At 74.4% G+C, this 15,735-nt stretch carries 15 protein-coding genes; 12 read left to right on the top strand and 3 right to left on the bottom strand.

Annotated elements, in window-relative coordinates; translation table 11 throughout:
- Window positions 1-32 precede the first annotated feature (32 nt).
- The 3 genes from atzF to crtD all read right to left on the bottom strand — a co-directional run bounded on the left by atzF (window position 33) and on the right by crtD (window position 4,315).
- Entirely contained in the window at window positions 33-1,832 is a 1,800-nt protein-coding gene (gene atzF, locus MET2598_RS0105025; protein ID WP_018260080.1) for an allophanate hydrolase, read from the bottom strand.
- A gap of 87 nt (window positions 1,833-1,919) precedes the next feature.
- Window positions 1,920-2,813 carry a carotenoid 1,2-hydratase gene (locus tag MET2598_RS0105020; RefSeq protein WP_012333472.1) on the bottom strand — a complete coding sequence of 298 codons (894 nt, stop codon included), beginning with the start codon at window positions 2,811-2,813 and terminating at the stop codon, window positions 1,920-1,922.
- Window positions 2,814-2,815: 2 nt separating this feature from the next.
- The gene (gene crtD / locus MET2598_RS0105015) at window positions 2,816-4,315 is read right to left on the bottom strand and encodes a 1-hydroxycarotenoid 3,4-desaturase CrtD (RefSeq protein WP_012333473.1); all 1,500 of its coding nucleotides are present in this window, start codon (window positions 4,313-4,315) and stop codon (window positions 2,816-2,818) included.
- Between the two features lie 116 nt (window positions 4,316-4,431).
- Here crtD and MET2598_RS0105010 point away from each other — a divergent pair, with 116 nt between their 5' ends.
- The 12 genes from MET2598_RS0105010 to pufC all read left to right on the top strand — a co-directional run bounded on the left by MET2598_RS0105010 (window position 4,432) and on the right by pufC (window position 15,650).
- The gene (locus MET2598_RS0105010) at window positions 4,432-5,304 is read left to right on the top strand and encodes a polyprenyl synthetase family protein (RefSeq protein ID WP_012333474.1); all 873 of its coding nucleotides are present in this window, start codon (window positions 4,432-4,434) and stop codon (window positions 5,302-5,304) included.
- A gap of 119 nt (window positions 5,305-5,423) precedes the next feature.
- Window positions 5,424-6,602, top strand: coding sequence for a methyltransferase (locus MET2598_RS0105005; protein ID WP_012333475.1), 1,179 nt, complete (start codon window positions 5,424-5,426; stop codon window positions 6,600-6,602).
- Between the two features lie 93 nt (window positions 6,603-6,695).
- The gene (bchC, locus tag MET2598_RS0105000) at window positions 6,696-7,634 is read left to right on the top strand and encodes a chlorophyll synthesis pathway protein BchC (protein ID WP_018260077.1); all 939 of its coding nucleotides are present in this window, start codon (window positions 6,696-6,698) and stop codon (window positions 7,632-7,634) included.
- Window positions 7,631-8,635, top strand: coding sequence for a chlorophyllide a reductase iron protein subunit X (locus MET2598_RS0104995; RefSeq protein WP_012333477.1), 1,005 nt, complete (start codon window positions 7,631-7,633; stop codon window positions 8,633-8,635). Before bchC ends, MET2598_RS0104995 begins: the two co-directional genes overlap by 4 nt.
- Window positions 8,636-8,637: 2 nt before the next feature.
- Window positions 8,638-10,188 carry a chlorophyllide a reductase subunit Y gene (bchY, locus tag MET2598_RS0104990; protein WP_012333478.1) on the top strand — a complete coding sequence of 517 codons (1,551 nt, stop codon included), beginning with the start codon at window positions 8,638-8,640 and terminating at the stop codon, window positions 10,186-10,188.
- A complete protein-coding gene (gene bchZ / locus MET2598_RS0104985) occupies window positions 10,188-11,651 on the top strand; it encodes a chlorophyllide a reductase subunit Z (protein ID WP_018260076.1) in 1,464 nt (487 codons plus the stop codon). The genes bchY and bchZ overlap by 1 nt, the downstream gene beginning before the upstream one ends.
- A 187-nt stretch (window positions 11,652-11,838) precedes the next feature.
- Window positions 11,839-12,054 (top strand): hypothetical protein, encoded by a 216-nt coding sequence (locus tag MET2598_RS0104980; protein ID WP_012333480.1) that lies wholly within the window; start codon window positions 11,839-11,841, stop codon window positions 12,052-12,054.
- Window positions 12,055-12,224: 170 nt separating this feature from the next.
- On the top strand, window positions 12,225-12,455 hold the full coding sequence (gene pufB, locus MET2598_RS0104975) for a light-harvesting antenna LH1, beta subunit (RefSeq protein ID WP_012333481.1): 231 nt from the start codon (window positions 12,225-12,227) through the stop codon (window positions 12,453-12,455).
- 16 nt (window positions 12,456-12,471) lie between these two features.
- Window positions 12,472-12,651 carry a light-harvesting antenna LH1, alpha subunit gene (gene pufA, locus MET2598_RS0104970; RefSeq protein ID WP_012333482.1) on the top strand — a complete coding sequence of 60 codons (180 nt, stop codon included), beginning with the start codon at window positions 12,472-12,474 and terminating at the stop codon, window positions 12,649-12,651.
- A gap of 111 nt (window positions 12,652-12,762) precedes the next feature.
- Window positions 12,763-13,587, top strand: a complete 825-nt coding sequence (gene pufL, locus MET2598_RS0104965) for a photosynthetic reaction center subunit L (protein ID WP_012333483.1) — start codon at window positions 12,763-12,765, stop codon at window positions 13,585-13,587.
- 42 nt (window positions 13,588-13,629) lie between these two features.
- Window positions 13,630-14,610, top strand: coding sequence for a photosynthetic reaction center subunit M (gene pufM, locus MET2598_RS0104960; protein WP_012333484.1), 981 nt, complete (start codon window positions 13,630-13,632; stop codon window positions 14,608-14,610).
- Window positions 14,607-15,650 carry a photosynthetic reaction center cytochrome PufC gene (gene pufC / locus MET2598_RS0104955; protein WP_018260074.1) on the top strand — a complete coding sequence of 348 codons (1,044 nt, stop codon included), beginning with the start codon at window positions 14,607-14,609 and terminating at the stop codon, window positions 15,648-15,650. Before pufM ends, pufC begins: the two co-directional genes overlap by 4 nt.
- Window positions 15,651-15,735: the final 85 nt, after the last annotated feature.

Raw genomic sequence — 15,735 nt, 5'->3', positions numbered from 1 at the left:
CGGCCCTGCTTCGCGGGCCGTCCCGCCGGCGCTCAGCCGGCCCGGGCGGCCATGTAGGCGCGCCAGCCGCCGTGATGCGTCACCTCCTCGGCCCCGGCCACCGCGTGCGCCTCGCACAGGAAGCCCGGGACGGCGCTACCGTCGTCGAGGGTGATGCGACCGAGCCCGAGGGGGGCGGGGATCGCGGCCGCGAAGCGCCCGAAGGCGGCGGGGTCGAGGGTCCAGACCTCGACCGCGAGCCCGGGGCCGGCATGGCCCGGAACCCGCACGAGCCCGGGCTTCGGCGGCTGCGTGCCCGGCAGGGCGTAGAGCCTGTAGTCGGGCGCCGTGCGGGCCTCCCGCAGCAGCCGGCCGCCGAGGGCGGTGAGTTCGCGGTTGAGGGGCATGCCCGACAGGTGCGCCCCCACCACCACGATCGCCAGCCGCTCCTCGGGCTCCGCCCCGACGCGGCTCTCCTTCGGCAGCGGCGCGTCGCGCCGCGCGCCGAGCCCGCACGACGCCGCGCGGTGGAGCGCGTCGGCGAGGGGCAGGAGGGCGTCGTCCTGGAAGGCCCGGGCGACCAGGGTGACGCCGGCGGGCAGCCCGTCCGCGCGGAACCCCGCCGGCACCGCGACCGCCGCGCAGTCGAGCAGGTTGGCGAAGTTGGTGTAGCGCCCGAGCCGGCTGTTGAGGGCGATCGGGTCGGCCCGCATCGCCTCGACCGTGTAGGTGGTGGGCGCCGTGGGGAGGAGCAGCGCGTCGACCCGCTCCCAGGTCGCCTCCGTGCGCCGCCGCAGCGCCTCCAGCCGGTACTGGCCCCGGAAGGCATCCGCGGCCGAGAAGGCGCGGGCGGACTCGACGATGCGGCGCACCGCGGGGTCGAGGGCGTCCGGGTTCGCCGCCGCGAAGGACTCGATCGCCGCGAGCCGCTCGGCCACCCAGGGGCCCTCGTAGAGCAGCTCCGCCGCCTCGCGGAACGGCCCGTAATCGAAGGGCACCAGGGGGCAGCCGAGCGCCTCGGCGCGGGACGCGGCCTCGTCGTAGAGGCGCGCGGTCTCGGCATCGCCGTAGAACTCGCGCTCCGCCCCGGCCAGCACCCCGAGCCGGGGCCGGGCCGGCAGCGGGCGCGGAGCGCCGCGCCGCGAGTAGGGGTCGTCCGGGTCGAAGCCCTCGGCGATCCGGCGCACCGCCGCCGCGTCGCCCACCGTGAGGGCGAAGATCGAGACGCAGTCGAGGCTGCGGCAGGCCGGGACGAGGCCGCGCGCGCTGAGGAGGCCCTTGGTCGGCTTGATGCCCACGAGGTTGTTGAACGCCGCCGGCACCCGGCCGGAGCCGGCCGTGTCGGTGCCGAGGGCGAAGGCGCAGAGGCCCGACGCGACCGCGACTGCGGAGCCGGAGCTGGAGCCGCCCGAAATGTAGGCGTCGTCGAAGACGCTGCGCGGCGCCCCGTAGGGCGAGCGCGTCCCGTTGAGGCCGGTCGCGAACTGGTCGAGGTTGACCTTGCCCACCACGAGGGCGCCCGCCGCCCGCAGGCGCGCCACCACGGCGGCGTCGGCCGGCGCGGTGGTGGCGAAGGCCGGGCAGGCGGCGGTGGTCGGCAGCCCCGCCACGTCGATGTTGTCCTTCACCGCGAAGGGCACGCCCCAGAGGGGCAGGCTGCCGGGCTCCGGCGCCCGCTCCATCAGCTCCCGCGCCGCGTCCCGCAGGGCGCCCGCGCGGGCGGGCGTGATGAAGATGGCCGGGTCCGCCCCGGCGATGCGCGCGCTGAGCGTCTCGGCGAGGTCGAGGGGCGTGAAGGCCCCGGACGCGTAGAGCGCCCGCAGGGCCGTGAGATCGAACACCGCCGGCAACATGACGCCAGAAGACCCTCCGCGCGGCGCAGCCTGGCGCCACCGCACCCGCGCAGGCAAGAGCCGGACCGTCCGGCCCGCGCGCCGCCCTCAGCCGAGGGCGCGCGGCATGCGGAAGGGCAGCATCAGCCGCACCAGCGGGTGGCGGAAGCGGTCGAGGCAGAGCGCCTCGTGCACCGGCTCGACCGCCTCGCCGCAGATCCGCGCCGCGAGCTGCGAGCGGGAGTAGAAGGGCGCGTCCTCGAAGCGGCGCAGCACCCTGGCCTGCCCGTCGTCGCTGCGCGTCGCCCGCTTCAGGCGCCAGAGGGTCGGCGGCAGCGCGGCCGGGATCGGCGGCTCGATCGGGCGCGGCGTCCCGTCCGGGTCGAAGCGCAGCGAGAGGTCCTGCCGGGTGCCGTCCCGCCGCAGCACGTCGTACAGGATCGCGGCGCCGTGCCGGAGGGTCGCGCGCGACCACGTCCAGCTCCGGAACGAGGCTTCGAGGGGGGTGTCGCCGTCATTCGTGTCGAAGTAGGCGTGGCCGCGCCAGCGCAGGGCGGGCCGGTCGAGGTCCACCTCGATCCGCGAGGCGGGGGCGATCGGCCACCAGCGGTGGCGCCCCTCCGCGTCGAGGGTGAAGGGGCCGGGCGTGATCCCGCGCGGGTAGACCCGGATCGTGCCCGAGAGGCGCGAGGGCAGGGGGGCCGTCACCTCGCTGACCCGGATCGTCAGGGCGCTGCCGTCCCAGGCGAGGGAACTCGGGCCGATGCTGAGCGAGGCGGCGTCCCGCGCCACGCTGCGGCGGCGGCGCTCGGTCATGGCCCAGCGGGCCGGCGCCCCGTACAGCACGACGTTGACCGCGCTGTGGTCGAGCGGGTCCTGGCGCCCGCTCCAGGCGTAGTAGGGCGAGAACACGCTGCCCAGGAAGGCGATGACGGTGAGGCCGTGGCGGCCGTCGTCGCTGACGCCGTCCACGTACCACCACGCGTAGCCGCCGGGCGGCACGCTCAGGTCGAAGCGAGGTCCCGCAGCACCTGCCGCGCCGCGAGCCGGCCCGACTGGGCCGCCATCGGCACGCCCGGCCCCGGATGCGCGCTCCCCCCCGCCAGGTAGAGGCCCGGCAGCCGCGTGCGCGCCCCCGGCCGGCGGAAGGACGCCGTCCAGCCGTGCGAGGCCCGGCCGTACAGCGCCCCCCCGGTCCCCGGGAAGAGCGTCGCGAAATCCGGCGGCGCCGTCACCGTCTCGGCCTCCGGCGCGAGCGTCAGGCCGCAGGCGGACAGCCGCCGGCTCATCGTGGCGTGGCATCGGGCGATCTCCTGCGGGGAAAAGGGTTCGTCGCGGGCGGGCGCGTTGACGAGGGCGAGCAGGGCTTCCGGCGCGTGGTCCGGGCCCCGGCCCGTCTCCGGCACGCCGTCGTCGCCGCGGTCCTGGGCGCAGACGTAGACGGTCGGGTCCTCCGGCAGGCGCCGCCGCCGGGTCAGGTCCACGAACTCGCTCTGGTAGTCGCGCGAGAAGAACACGTTGTGGCGCACCAGGGGGAAGCCGTCCGGGCGGCCGGCCACCGCGAAGGTGACCGCCGAGAGCGAGCGCGCCTCGCGCGGGACCGGGTCGACCGCCCGCGCCGCCTCCGGCCCGAACAGGCCCGCGGCGAGGGCCGCCACGTCCGCGTTGGCGACGACGCGGGTCGCCGGGAGGCGCTCGCCGCTCGCCAGGGCGACCCCGGCGACGCGCCCGCCCGCCGTGACGATCCCGGTCGCCTCGGCCCCGTAGCGCAGGGCGGCGCCCTTCTCGGCGGCGAGCTCCGCCACGGCGGCGGCGAGGCGCGACAGCCCGCCGGCGATCGTCCAGACCCCCTCCTGCTCCACGTGCGCGACCAGCATCAGGGTCGCGGGCGCCTCGAAGGGCGAGGAGCCGCAATAGGTCGCGTAGCGCCCGAACAGCTGGCGCAGGCGCGGGTCGCGGAAATGCGCGCAGAGCGCGGTCCAGAGCGTCGCGAAGGGCTGGATGCGCCAGAGGTCGCCGAGGCCCCGGGGCCCGACCCGCAGGGCGAGTTCCAGCGGGTTCGGGCGGGGCTCGCGGATGAAGGGGGTCTCGAGGGTGCGGTAGATCTCGGCCGCGCGGGCGCGGAAGCGGCGGAACCCCTCCGCCTCCCGGGGGCCGGCGAAATCCGCGATCGCCGCCTCCGAGCGGGCCGGGTCGGCGAAGAGGTCGAGGCGCTCCCCCGCGCTCCAGGCGTGCCGCGCCAGGATGCCGGCCGGCGTCAGCGAGACCCGGGCGGCGAGGTCGGCGCCCGCCTCGGAGAAGATCTCCTCGAACACCCAGCGCATGGTGAAGACCGTGGGGCCGGCCTCGACCCGGCGCGGGCCGGCCGCCACCGCGCGCATCTTGCCGCCCGGCGCGGCCGCCTTCTCCACCACGGTGACGTTCAGGCCCGCGGCCGAAAGGCCGAGGGCCGCCACCAGCCCGCCGATTCCCGCCCCGATCACCACCACCCGTTCGTCCGTCACGCCGTTGATCTCCCGGCCCAAGAGTGTCAATCATAGTGGACAGTTTCTGTCGTTCAAACAAAATGACACCGGCAGAATGATACCGGCAGAATGACCCCGGACGGAGGGAGAGGCGCATGGACGACGGTGGGCGCATCGAGCGGGCCCTTGACGTGGCCGTGTCCCACGCGGAGGCGCCGGGGGCGCCGCCGCTCCTGGCGGAGGCGATCCGCTACGCGGTCTTCCCGGGCGGGCACCGGATCCGGCCGCGCCTGTGCCTCGCGGTGGCGCGGGCCTGCGGCGACGACGACCCGGCGGCGTCCGACGCGGCCGCGGCCGCGATCGAACTCCTGCACTGCGCCTCGCTCGTGCACGACGACCTGCCCTGCTTCGACGACGCGCCGATGCGCCGGCAGAAGCCCTCCGTGCACGTCGCCTTCGGCGAGCCGATCGCGCTGCTCGCCGGCGACGCGCTAATCGTGCTCGCCTTCGAGACGCTGGCGCGCGGCGCCGCGCGGGTGCCCGAGCGGCTCGGCACCCTGGTCGGGCTGGTCGCGCGCGCGGTGGGCTCGCCCGCCGGCATCGTGGCCGGGCAGGCCTGGGAATCGGAGCCGAGCGTCGGCCTCTCGGCCTACCAGCAGGCCAAGACGGGCGCGCTCTTCGCGGCCGCGACCGTGACCGGGGCGGCGGCGGCCGGGGCCGAGGCGATGCCCTGGCGGCTGCTCGGAGAGTATCTGGGCGAGGCCTACCAGGTGGCGGACGACCTGCGCGACGTGGCCTGCCGCCAGGAGGAGGTGGGCAAGCCGGTCGGGCGCGACGCCACCCTCGGGCGGCCCAACGCCGCGGCGCTCCTCGGCCTCGACGGGGCCCTGCGGCGCCTCGCGGACCTCGCCCAGGAGGCGGTGGCGGTGATCCCGGACTGCCCCGGCGCCGAGAGCCTCCGGCGCGAGATCCAGGCCCAGACGCGGCTCTTCCTGCCGGCGCGGGTGGCCCAGAGCCTGGTCGCGTAGGCGAGCGCCTCCCGCGCTCTCCGGGCCCGACGGGCCCGGAGAGGGGAGTGCCCGGCGGGAGGGGCAAGGCCTCCGCCGGACCCGCACGCCCCGCCATTCCCTCGCCCGGAGCACCGCCCATGCACGGCACCGGCCCGCACGCGCTGACGGCCCGACCGGCCGCCCCGCCCCCCCGCCCCTGGCGCGAGCGCTGGCTCGCGCTCCGCCACCGGCTGATCGCCAGCCCGCGCTTCCAGCGCTTCGCCGCCGCCTTCCCGCCGACGCGCCCGGTCGCGCGCCGCAACGCGCGGGCCCTGTTCGACCTCTGCGCCGGCTTCGTCTACGCGCAGGTGCTGGCGGCCTGCGTCGCGCTCGACCTCTTTCGCCTGCTCGCGGACGGCCCCCTGGCGCCCGACTGCATCGCCCGCCGCCTCGACCTGCCGCCGGAGCGGGCGCTGTGCCTCCTGCGCGCCGCCGCCTCCCTCGACCTCCTGACCGCCCTGCCGGACGGCCGCTTCGCCCTGGCGGATCTCGGCGCGGCCCTCCTCGGCAATCCCTCGGTGGGCGCGATGATCGCCCACCACGCCCTGCTCTACGACGACCTGCGCGACCCCGTGGCGCTCCTGCGCGGGCGGGCGGGGCCGAGCCGGCTCGCGGGCTACTGGGCCTATGCGGGATCCGCGGCACCCGCCGCCCTCGGCGAGGCCGCCGTCGCGCCCTACGGCGCCCTGATGGGGGCCTCCCAGGCCCTCGTCGCGGGCGACATCCTCGACGCCTACCCGCTCGCCCGGCACCGCCGGCTCCTCGACGTCGGCGGCGGGGAGGGCGCCTTCGCGGTGGCGGCCGCGCGGCGCGCCCCCCACCTCGCCGTCACCCTGTTCGACCTGCCCCCGGTGGCGGCCCGCGCCGCGCGGCGCTTCGCCGAGGAGGGGCTGGGCGGGCGCGCCACCGCCCTCGGCGGCAGCTTCCACGACGGGCTGCCGCCCGGCGCCGACCTGATCTCCCTGGTGCGCGTGGTGCACGACCACGACGATGCGCCCGCCGCCGCCCTGCTGCGGGCCGCCCACGACGCCCTGCCGCCCGGCGGAACCCTGCTCCTCGCCGAGCCGATGGCCGGGACGCGGGGCGCCGAGCCGGTCGGCGACGCCTATTTCGGCTTCTATCTCCTCGCCATGGGCAGCGGGCGCCCGCGCCGCGCGGAGGAACTCGCCGCGATGCTGCGGCAGGCCGGCTTCGGCGACATCCGCGAGCGCGCCACCCGCCGCCCGCTCCTGGTCCGACTCCTCGTCGCGCGCCGCGGATCCGTGTCAAAAGTGTAAACTCAACTTGACGCCACACCGTGACAATCTAAATTGACATGAGCCGCACGAAGCGGCACCGCTGCCGACGCAGCGCTGGGAGGGGCGGATCGCATGCACGCGCTGGCCGTGATCCTCGACGGGCCCGAACGCCTCGGCCTCGACCGGCTCGCCCTCGACGCGCCCGGCCCGGCCGACGCCGTGGTCGAGGTGGCGTGGAGCGGCATCAGCACCGGCACCGAGCGCCTGCTCTGGTCGGGCCGGATGCCGGACTTCCCCGGCATGGGCTATCCCCTGGTCCCCGGCTACGAGTCGGTCGGGCGCGTGGTCGAGGCCGGCCCCGAATCCGGCCGCCGCCCCGGCGAGACCGTCTTCGTGCCCGGCGCCCGCTGCTTCGGCCCGGTGCGCGGCCTGTTCGGCGGCGCGGCCTCGCACCTCGTGGTCGAGGGCGCGCGCCTGCTGCCCATCGACGCGGCGCTCGGCGAGCGCGGCATCCTGCTGGCCCTCGCCGCGACCGCCTACCACGCCCTGGCGGGGGCGGAGCGCGGCGAGCGCCACCTCGTCGTCGGGCACGGCGTGCTCGGGCGCCTCCTGGCGCGCCTCGCCCGGCTCAGCGGTCAGGACCCGGTGGTCTGGGAGCGCGATCCGGCCCGCCGCGGCGGCGAGCACGGCTACCCGGTGCTCGACCCGGCCGCCGACGAGACCGGGCGCTACGCCCGCATCACCGACGCGAGCGGCGATGCCGGCCTCCTCGACGGGCTGATCGCCCGCCTCGCGCCCGGGGGCGAGGTGGTGCTGGCGGGCTTCTACGAGGCGCCGCTCTCCTTCGCCTTCCCGCCGGCCTTCCTGCGCGAGGCGCGCCTCCGGGTCTCGGCGCAGTGGCGGCCCGGCGACCTCGACGCGGTCGCGGGCCTCGTGCGCGCGGGCGCGCTCGGCCTCGACGGCCTGATCAGCCACCGCCGGCCCGCCGCGCAGGCCGCGAGCGCCTACCGCACGGCCCTCACCGATCCCGCCTGCCTCAAGATGGTCCTCGACTGGAGAGCCCGCTCATGACTGCCGCCCCGCACGCAGCCGCTCTCCGCCACCCCGATCCCCGCCCGGCGGGCCCCTCGGTCGCGCCGCCCGATCCGCGGGAGGGCGCGGCCCGGCGCGAGACCCAGGTGATCGCGATCTACGGCAAGGGGGGCATCGGCAAGAGCTTCACCCTCGCCAACCTGTCCTACATGCTCGCCCAGCAGGGGCGGCGGGTGCTGCTGATCGGGTGCGATCCGAAGAGCGACACCACCTCGCTGCTGTTCGGCGGCCGGGCCTGCCCGACCATCATCGAGACCTCGACCCGCCGCAAGCTCGCGGGCGAGGCGGTGGCGATCGGCGACGTCTGCTTCAAGCGCGACGGCGTCTTCGCCATGGAACTCGGCGGACCGGAGGTGGGCCGCGGCTGCGGCGGGCGCGGCATCATCCACGGCTTCGAACTGCTGGAGAAGCTCGGCTTCCACGAATGGGGCTTCGACTACGTCCTGCTCGACTTCCTCGGCGACGTGGTCTGCGGCGGCTTCGGCCTGCCGATCGCCCGCGACATGTGCCAGAAGGTCATCGTCGTCGGCTCGAACGACCTGCAATCGCTCTACGTCGCCAACAACGTCTGCTCGGCGGTGGAGTATTTCCGCAAGCTCGGCGGCAATGTCGGGGTGGGCGGCCTCGTCATCAACAAGGACGACGGCACCGGGGAGGCGCAGGCCTTCGCGGCGAGCGCCGGCATCCCGGTGCTCGCCTCGATCCCGGCCGACGACGACATCCGCCGCAAGAGCGCCAATTACGAGATCATCGGCCGGCCCGACGGCCGCTGGGGACCGCTCTTCGCCGAACTCGCCGCCAACGTGGCGGCGGCCGCGCCCCACCAGCCGCTTCCCCTGAGCCAGGACGCGCTGCTCGGCCTGTTCAAGGGCGAGGCGGTCGGCCGCGGCGTGGTCCTGGACCCGGCGAGCGACGAGGACATGCGCGGCCGGCCGGTCCAGCCGCGGGCCTCCCTCGAAGTCGTCTACGACGCGGTGTGAGCATGGGCGCCTCTCTCGACATCGGGGCGCTGCGCGCCCGCGGCGAGGCCCGGCAGGGGCCGGAGCCGGCTGCTCCCGGGCCGGACCCGATTCCGGCGCCGGACGGGCCCGGCTGCCACGCGGGACGGGCGCAGCTGCGCGCCGCCGCCGAGGCGGCGGGCATGGGCGAGACCCTGCAGGCGCTCCGGCGCGACTACCCGGCGGGCCCCCACGACCAGCCCCAGAGCATGTGCCCGGCCTTCGGCGCCCTGCGGGTGGGGCTGCGCATGCGCCGCACGGCCACGATCCTGTCGGGCTCGGCCTGCTGCGTCTACGGGCTCACCTTCACGTCGCACTTCTACGGGGCGCGCCGCACGGTCGGCTACGTGCCCTTCAACTCGGAGACCCTGGTCACCGGCAAGCTGTTCGAGGACATCCGCGACGCCGTCCGGGCGGTGGCCGACCCGGCCCAGTGCGACGCCGTGGTGGTGATCAATCTCTGCGTGCCGACCGCCTCCGGCGTGCCCCTGCGGCTGCTGCCGCGGGAGATCGACGGGGTGCGCATCATCGGCATCGACGTGCCGGGCTTCGGGGTGCCGACCCATGCCGAGGCCAAGGACGTGCTCGCCGGCGCGATGCTGCGGGTCGCGCGGGCCGAGGCCGAGCGGGGACCGGTCGCGGCGCCGCGCCAGGGCCGCGACGGTCGCCCGACCGTGACGCTGCTCGGCGAGATGTTCCCGGCCGACCCGGTGCAGATCGGCGCCCTGCTCGAGCCGCTCGGGCTCAGCCCCGGCCCGGTCGTGCCGACGCGGGAGTGGCGGGAGCTCTACGCGGCCCTCGACTGCGCCGCCGTCGCGGCGATCCATCCCTTCTACACCGCGGCGATCCGCGAGTTCGAGGCGGCCGGGCGGACGGTCCTCGGCTCGGCGCCGGTGGGCCACGAGGGCACCGCCGCCTGGCTCGACGCGGTCGGCGAGGCCTGCGGGGTCGCCCGCCTCACCGTCGAGGCGGCCAAGAACCGGATCCTGCCGGCGATCCGCGGGGCGCTCGCCGCCAACCCGATCCGCGGGCGGATCACGCTGTCGGGCTACGAGGGGTCCGAACTCATCGTGGCCCGGCTCCTCGTCGAGAGCGGGGCCGAACTGCCCTATGTCGGCACCGCCTGCCCGCGCACCCGCTTCGCGGAGGACGACCGGGCGTGGCTGGAGGCGCGCGGCACCCGGGTGCAGTTCCGCGCCTCCCTGGAGCAGGATCTCGCCGCCCTGGAGGAGTTCCGGCCCGACCTCGCGGTCGGCACCACGCCGGTCGTGCAGAGAGCCAAGGAGCGGGCGATCCCCGCCCTCTACTTCACCAACCTGATCTCGGCGCGCCCGCTGATGGGCATTGCCGGGGCGGGCTCGCTCGCCCAGGTCGTGAACGGGGCGCTCGCCCAGCGGGAGCGGTTCTCCGCCATGCGCGCCTTCTTCGAAGGCGTCGGCGAGGGCCACGCGGCCGGGATCTGGGAGGACGTGCCGCAGCGCCGCGCGCCCCCGAAGCGCGCCCCCGCCCCGGCGCCGATCGGGGAGGGCGCCTGATGCTCGTCCTCGATCACGACCGCGCCGGCGGCTACTGGGGCGCCGTCTACGTCTTCACCGCGGTGAAGGGCCTGCAGGTCGTCATCGACGGCCCGGTCGGCTGCGAGAACCTGCCGGTGACCTCGGTGCTGCACTACACCGACGCATTGCCCCCGCACGAATTGCCGATCGTGGTGACCGGCCTCGCCGAGGAGGAGCTCGGCCGCCACGGCACCGAGGGCGCGATGAAGCGCGCCCACGCCACCCTCGACCCGACCCAGCCGAGCGTCGTGGTCACCGGCTCGATCGCCGAGATGATCGGCGGCGGCGTCACCCCCGAGGGGACCAACCTCCAGCGCTTCCTGCCCCGCACCATCGACGAGGATCAGTGGCAGGCGGCCGACCGCGCCCTGTCCTGGCTCTGGGCCGAGTACGGGCTGAAGAAGGCGGCCCGGAAGGGCGCGATCCCGCCCCGCCCGGCCCGCACCCCGGCGGTGAGGCCGCGGGTCAACATCATCGGGCCGGCCTACGGCAGCTTCAACACGCCCTCCGACCTCGCCGAGATTCGGCGGCTCGTCGAGGGGATCGGCGCCGAGGTGAACCTCGTCTTCCCGCTCGGCTGCCACCTCGCGGACATCCCCCGCCTCGTCGAGGCGGACGCCAACATCTGCCTCTACCGCGAATTCGGCCGGCTCCTGTGCGAGTCCCTCGACCGGCCCTACCTTCAGGCGCCGTTCGGCATCCACAGCACCACCAAGTTCCTGCGCGCCCTCGGCGAGATCCTCGACCTCGATCCCGAACCCTTCATCGCGCGCGAGAAGCACACCACGCTGAAGCCCCTCTGGGACCTCTGGCGCTCGGTCACGCAGGACTTCTTCGGCTCGGCGAGCTTCGGGGTGGTCGCGACCGAGACCTACGCGCGGGGCCTGCGCCACTTCCTGGAGGAGGAGATGGGACTGCCCTGCCGCTTCGCCTTCGCGCGCACGGCCGGGGTCAAGCCCGACAACGCCGCCGTCCGGGCGGCGATCCGGGAGACGCCGCCGCTGGTGCTGTTCGGCTCCTACAATGAGCGGATGTACCTCGCCGAGAGCGGGGGCCGGGCGGTCTACATCCCGGCCTCGTTCCCGGGAGCGGTGGTGCGGCGCCACACCGGCACGCCCTTCATGGGCTATGCGGGCGCGACCTACCTCGTGCAGGAAGTCTGCAACGCGCTCTTCGACGCGCTCTTCCACATCCTGCCGCTCGCCCGCGACCTCGACGCCGTCGAGGCGACGCCGGCCCGCGCGCACCGCGAACTGCCCTGGGACGAGGAGGCGCGGGCGCGCCTCGACGCTTCGGTGGCGGCGAGCCCCGTCCTGGTGCGGATCTCCTACGCCAAGCGCCTGCGCGACGCCGCCGAGCGCGAGGCGCAGCGGGTCGGCGCCGAGCGGGTCACGGAACTCTGCGTCGAGCGCGCCCGCAGCGCCCTCGCCGCGGCCGCCTGATCCCCCCGGCGGCGGGTGACGGGCGGCCCCGGCCGCCCGCCGCGGGCCGCGCCGCCCGCGGTCGAGCACGACGGAATGCGCGCGCCGCGCGGTCATCGCGCGGCGCGCCCCAGGGATTTGGCAGGCGCGCGGAGCGCGTCACGGATTCGGCACGCGCGCGGAGCGCGCCAGGGAGGAGATCAGACGCATGACCCGTCCGTTCACCACGGCCTCGCGCTCCCGGTCGGAACAGGCCCAGTTCCGCCTGATCCTGGCGGCGACCTACCCGGTCTTCCTGGCGGCGGCCGTCGTCCAGCGCGTGCTCCCGGGCCGCGGCGTCACGCCCCCGGGGCTGCGGCGCTCCGTGTTCGGCGAGGCGCGGGCGATGGCGCTCTCGGCCATCCCCTTCGCCTTCATGGGCTGAACCCGGGCGGCCCCCGGCCCCCCGGTTTGCCGGCCACCGGCCCGCAGGGCCGACCGGAGAGTTTCCGTCGCCGTCCCGGCGACGGAGAGACCGCCCGTTCCCGCCGCGCGGGGGCGGGCGACCACCCCCGCGCGGCAGCCCCGCGCGGACCCGCATCCGGAGGTTCGGCAATGGCCAATGGAATGGACAAACCAAGTACCCTCTCGGGACTCACCGAGGAGGAGGCGAAGGAATTCCACGGAATCTTCGTCACCAGCTTCATCATCTTCACGGCGATCGCGGTGGTCGCCCACTTCCTCGTCTGGCTGTGGCGGCCCTGGCTGCCGGGACCGAACGGCTACTCGTCGCTGACGGACGGCGTGACCTACGCCGCCCACGGCCTCCTGCCCTTCATCGGCTGAGGACGGAGCTCTCGCCATGCACAAGATCTGGCTTCTGTTCGATCCGCGCCGCACCCTGGTGGCGCTGGCCGTCTTCCTGTTCACGCTCGCGATCCTGATCCACTTCATCCTGCTCAGCACCAACCGGTTCAACTGGCTGGAGGGGCCCGCGGTGAAGAGGGCCGAGATCCCGCACAGCCTCGTGCTGCCGACCTGACGGCCCGAAAGGGGCGCCGCTCTCGGCGCTCCACACCGCGGACGGCGGCCCGGACCGACACCGGGGCACCGCCCGCGGGCGACTGCGCTCCATCGCGGGGAGGCGGCCACCATGGCCATGCTGAATTTCGAGCGGAAATACCGGGTCCGCGGCGGCACGCTGCTCGGCGGCGACCTGTTCGACTTCTGGGTCGGGCCCTTCTACGTCGGGTTCTTCGGGGTCACGACGATCTTCTTCAGCCTGCTCGGCACCGGGCTGATCCTCTGGGGCGCGGCGCTCGGCCCGACCTGGAACGTCTGGCAGATCAGCATCGCGCCGCCCGACCTCAAGTACGGGCTGGCCCTCGCCCCGCTGCGCGAGGGCGGGCTGTGGCAGCTCATCACCGTCTGCGCCATCGGGGCCTTCTGCTCCTGGGCGCTGCGCGAGGTCGAGATCTGCCGCAAGCTCGGCATCGGCTACCACGTTCCCTTCGCCTTCTCGGTGGCGATCCTCGCCTACGTCACCCTCGTGGTGATCCGCCCCTTCCTGATGGGCGCCTGGGGGCACGGCTTCCCTTACGGGATCCTGAGCCATCTCGACTGGGTGTCGAACGTCGGCTACCAGTACCTGCACTTCCATTACAATCCGGCCCATATGCTCGGCGTGACGTTCTTCTTCACGACGACCTTCGCGCTGGCGCTTCACGGCTCGATGATCCTGTCCGCGACCAATCCCGGCAAGGGCGAGGTGGTGAAGACGCCGGAGCACGAGGACACCTACTTCCGTGACACGATCGGCTACTCGATCGGCACGATCGGCATCCACCGGCTCGGCCTGTTCCTCGCCCTCTCGGCGGGTTTCTGGAGCGCCGTCTGCATCGTCATCAGCGGCCCGTTCTGGACCCGCGGCTGGCCCGAATGGTGGGGCTGGTGGCTGAACCTGCCGGTCTGGCGCTGAACCGCTCCCCGCACCGTCACCCTGAAGAAGGCATCCGCCGCCATGGGGTATTACCAGAACATCTACACGCAGGTGCAGGTGCATCCCCTGCGCCCTGAGCCCGGGGTCAGCATCCCGCACATCGAGAAGCGGGTCGGCACCGGCCACTTCAACTATCTCGCGGGCCTCGTCGGCAACGCGCAGGTCGGCCCGATCTACCTCGGCACGACCGGCACGCTGTCCCTGGTGAGCGGGTTCATCGCCTTCGAGATCATCGGCCTCAACATGTGGGCCTCGGTGAACTGGGACCCGATCCAGTTCCTGCGCCAGCTGCCCTGGCTCGCCCTGGAGCCGCCGCGCCCGCAATACGGGCTGATGATCCTGCCGCCGATGGCGGAGGGCGGCTGGTGGCTGCTCGCCGGCTTCTTCCTGACCGTCTCGATCCTGCTCTGGTGGTTCCGGATGTACCGGCGCGCCAAGGCGCTCGGGCTCGGCTACCACGTGCCCTGGGCCTTCGCCTCGGCGATCTGGCTCTACCTCGTGCTCGGCTTCATCCGGCCGATCCTGATGGGGTCCTGGAGCGAGGCGGTGCCCTTCGGCATCTTCCCGCACCTCGACTGGACCGCCGCCTTCTCGCTGCGCTACGGCAACCTGTTCTACAACCCCTTCCACATGCTCTCGATCGTCTTCCTGTACGGGTCGACGCTGCTCTTCGCCATGCACGGGGCCACCATCCTGGCCACCAGCCGCTACGGCTCCGAGCGCGAGATCGAGCAGATCGTGGACCGGGGCACCGCCACCGAGCGCGCCGCCCTGTTCTGGCGCTGGACCATGGGCTTCAACGCCACGATGGAATCCGTCCATCGCTGGGCGTGGTGGTTCGCGGTCCTGACCACGCTCACCGGCGGCATTGGCATCCTGCTCACCGGCACCGTCGTCGACAATTGGTACCTCTGGGCCGTCAAGCACGGCGTCGCCCCGAGCTATCCGGCGGTCTACGGGCCGGTGGTCGATCCCCTGAGCCTGACGGGAGGCGCGCGATGAGATTGGCCCTTCAACTCCTCGGCGTCGTCGTCGCGGTGCTGCTGACGGGCGCGATGCTCGGCACGGCGGGCTGGACCCATCCCCCCGTGCGCTCCGAGCAGGTCGGCTACCGCGGCACCGGCATGGTGCAGGTGACGAACCCCCGCACCCAGGCCGCGCTCCTCGCCGCCAACGCGGTCCCGGCCCCGCAGGACCCGGCGCCTCCCGGCGGCGAGCCCGCGACCCAGACCTACCAGAACGTCCAGGTCCTCACCGACCTCACGACCGACCAGTTCAACCGCGTGATGGTCTCGATCACCGAGTGGGTCTCGCCCGAGCAGGGCTGCGCCTATTGCCACAACGTCGAGAACATGGCCGATGACAGCGTCTACGCCAAGACGGTGGCGCGCGCGATGCTGCGCATGACCCGCCACGTCAACGCCGATTGGAAGAACCACGTCGGCACCACCGGCGTGACCTGCTACACCTGCCACCGCGGCAACCCGGTGCCGGCGAATGTCTGGCACAACAACCCGGGCCCGGCCCATGCCCTGGGCTTCGCGGCCCGCGACAACGGCCAGAACCACCCGAGCCTCGCGGCGGGCCTCGCCTCGCTGCCCTACGACCCGTTCAAGGACCTGCTCGGCGACAAGGGCATCGACAACGGCGCGATCCGGGTCGCCGCGACCACGGCCCTGCCGGTGAGCCCCGGCAAGCCGATCATGACCACCGAGAAGACCTACTCGCTGATGATCCACATGTCGGAGGGGCTCGGGGTCAACTGCACCTACTGCCACAACAGCCGCGCCTTCTCGAACTGGGGCGAGAGCACGCCCAAGCGCGTGACGGCCTGGCACGGCATCCGGATGGTGCGCGACATCAACGGCTCCTACATCGAGCCGCTCGCTCCGGCCCTGCCGCAGGTGCGTCTCGGCCCCGAGGGCGACCCGCCCAAGGCCAATTGCACCACCTGCCACCAGGGCCTCGCCAAGCCCCTCAACGGCGCCAGCATGCTCAAGGACTATCCGGAACTCGCCGGAGGACCCCTGCCGCGGCCCTGACCGAGAGTTGCGGCTCGTCGGGACGGCCCCTGCCGAAGCGGCAGGGGCCGTGCTGTTTCGGTCACGGTGAGATCACGGCGTAATT

The sequence above is a fragment of the Methylobacterium sp. WSM2598 genome, from assembly GCF_000379105.1.
GTDB lineage: Bacteria > Pseudomonadota > Alphaproteobacteria > Rhizobiales > Beijerinckiaceae > Methylobacterium.
This window is presented reverse-complemented; position numbering and strand designations above follow the sequence as displayed.

Coding starts and splice junctions, on each gene's coding strand:
- atzF (WP_018260080.1), bottom strand. CDS start 1,832: ATGTTGCCGGCGGTGTTCGATCTCACGGCCCTGCGGGCGCTCTACGCG.
- pufB (WP_012333481.1), top strand. CDS start 12,225: ATGGCCAATGGAATGGACAAACCAAGTACCCTCTCGGGACTCACCGAG.
- pufA (WP_012333482.1), top strand. CDS start 12,472: ATGCACAAGATCTGGCTTCTGTTCGATCCGCGCCGCACCCTGGTGGCG.
- bchY (WP_012333478.1), top strand. CDS start 8,638: ATGGGCGCCTCTCTCGACATCGGGGCGCTGCGCGCCCGCGGCGAGGCC.
- MET2598_RS0105010 (WP_012333474.1), top strand. CDS start 4,432: ATGGACGACGGTGGGCGCATCGAGCGGGCCCTTGACGTGGCCGTGTCC.
- MET2598_RS0104980 (WP_012333480.1), top strand. CDS start 11,839: ATGACCCGTCCGTTCACCACGGCCTCGCGCTCCCGGTCGGAACAGGCC.
- MET2598_RS0105005 (WP_012333475.1), top strand. CDS start 5,424: ATGCACGGCACCGGCCCGCACGCGCTGACGGCCCGACCGGCCGCCCCG.
- pufM (WP_012333484.1), top strand. CDS start 13,630: ATGGGGTATTACCAGAACATCTACACGCAGGTGCAGGTGCATCCCCTG.
- pufC (WP_018260074.1), top strand. CDS start 14,607: ATGAGATTGGCCCTTCAACTCCTCGGCGTCGTCGTCGCGGTGCTGCTG.
- MET2598_RS0104995 (WP_012333477.1), top strand. CDS start 7,631: ATGACTGCCGCCCCGCACGCAGCCGCTCTCCGCCACCCCGATCCCCGC.
- bchZ (WP_018260076.1), top strand. CDS start 10,188: ATGCTCGTCCTCGATCACGACCGCGCCGGCGGCTACTGGGGCGCCGTC.
- bchC (WP_018260077.1), top strand. CDS start 6,696: ATGCACGCGCTGGCCGTGATCCTCGACGGGCCCGAACGCCTCGGCCTC.
- pufL (WP_012333483.1), top strand. CDS start 12,763: ATGGCCATGCTGAATTTCGAGCGGAAATACCGGGTCCGCGGCGGCACG.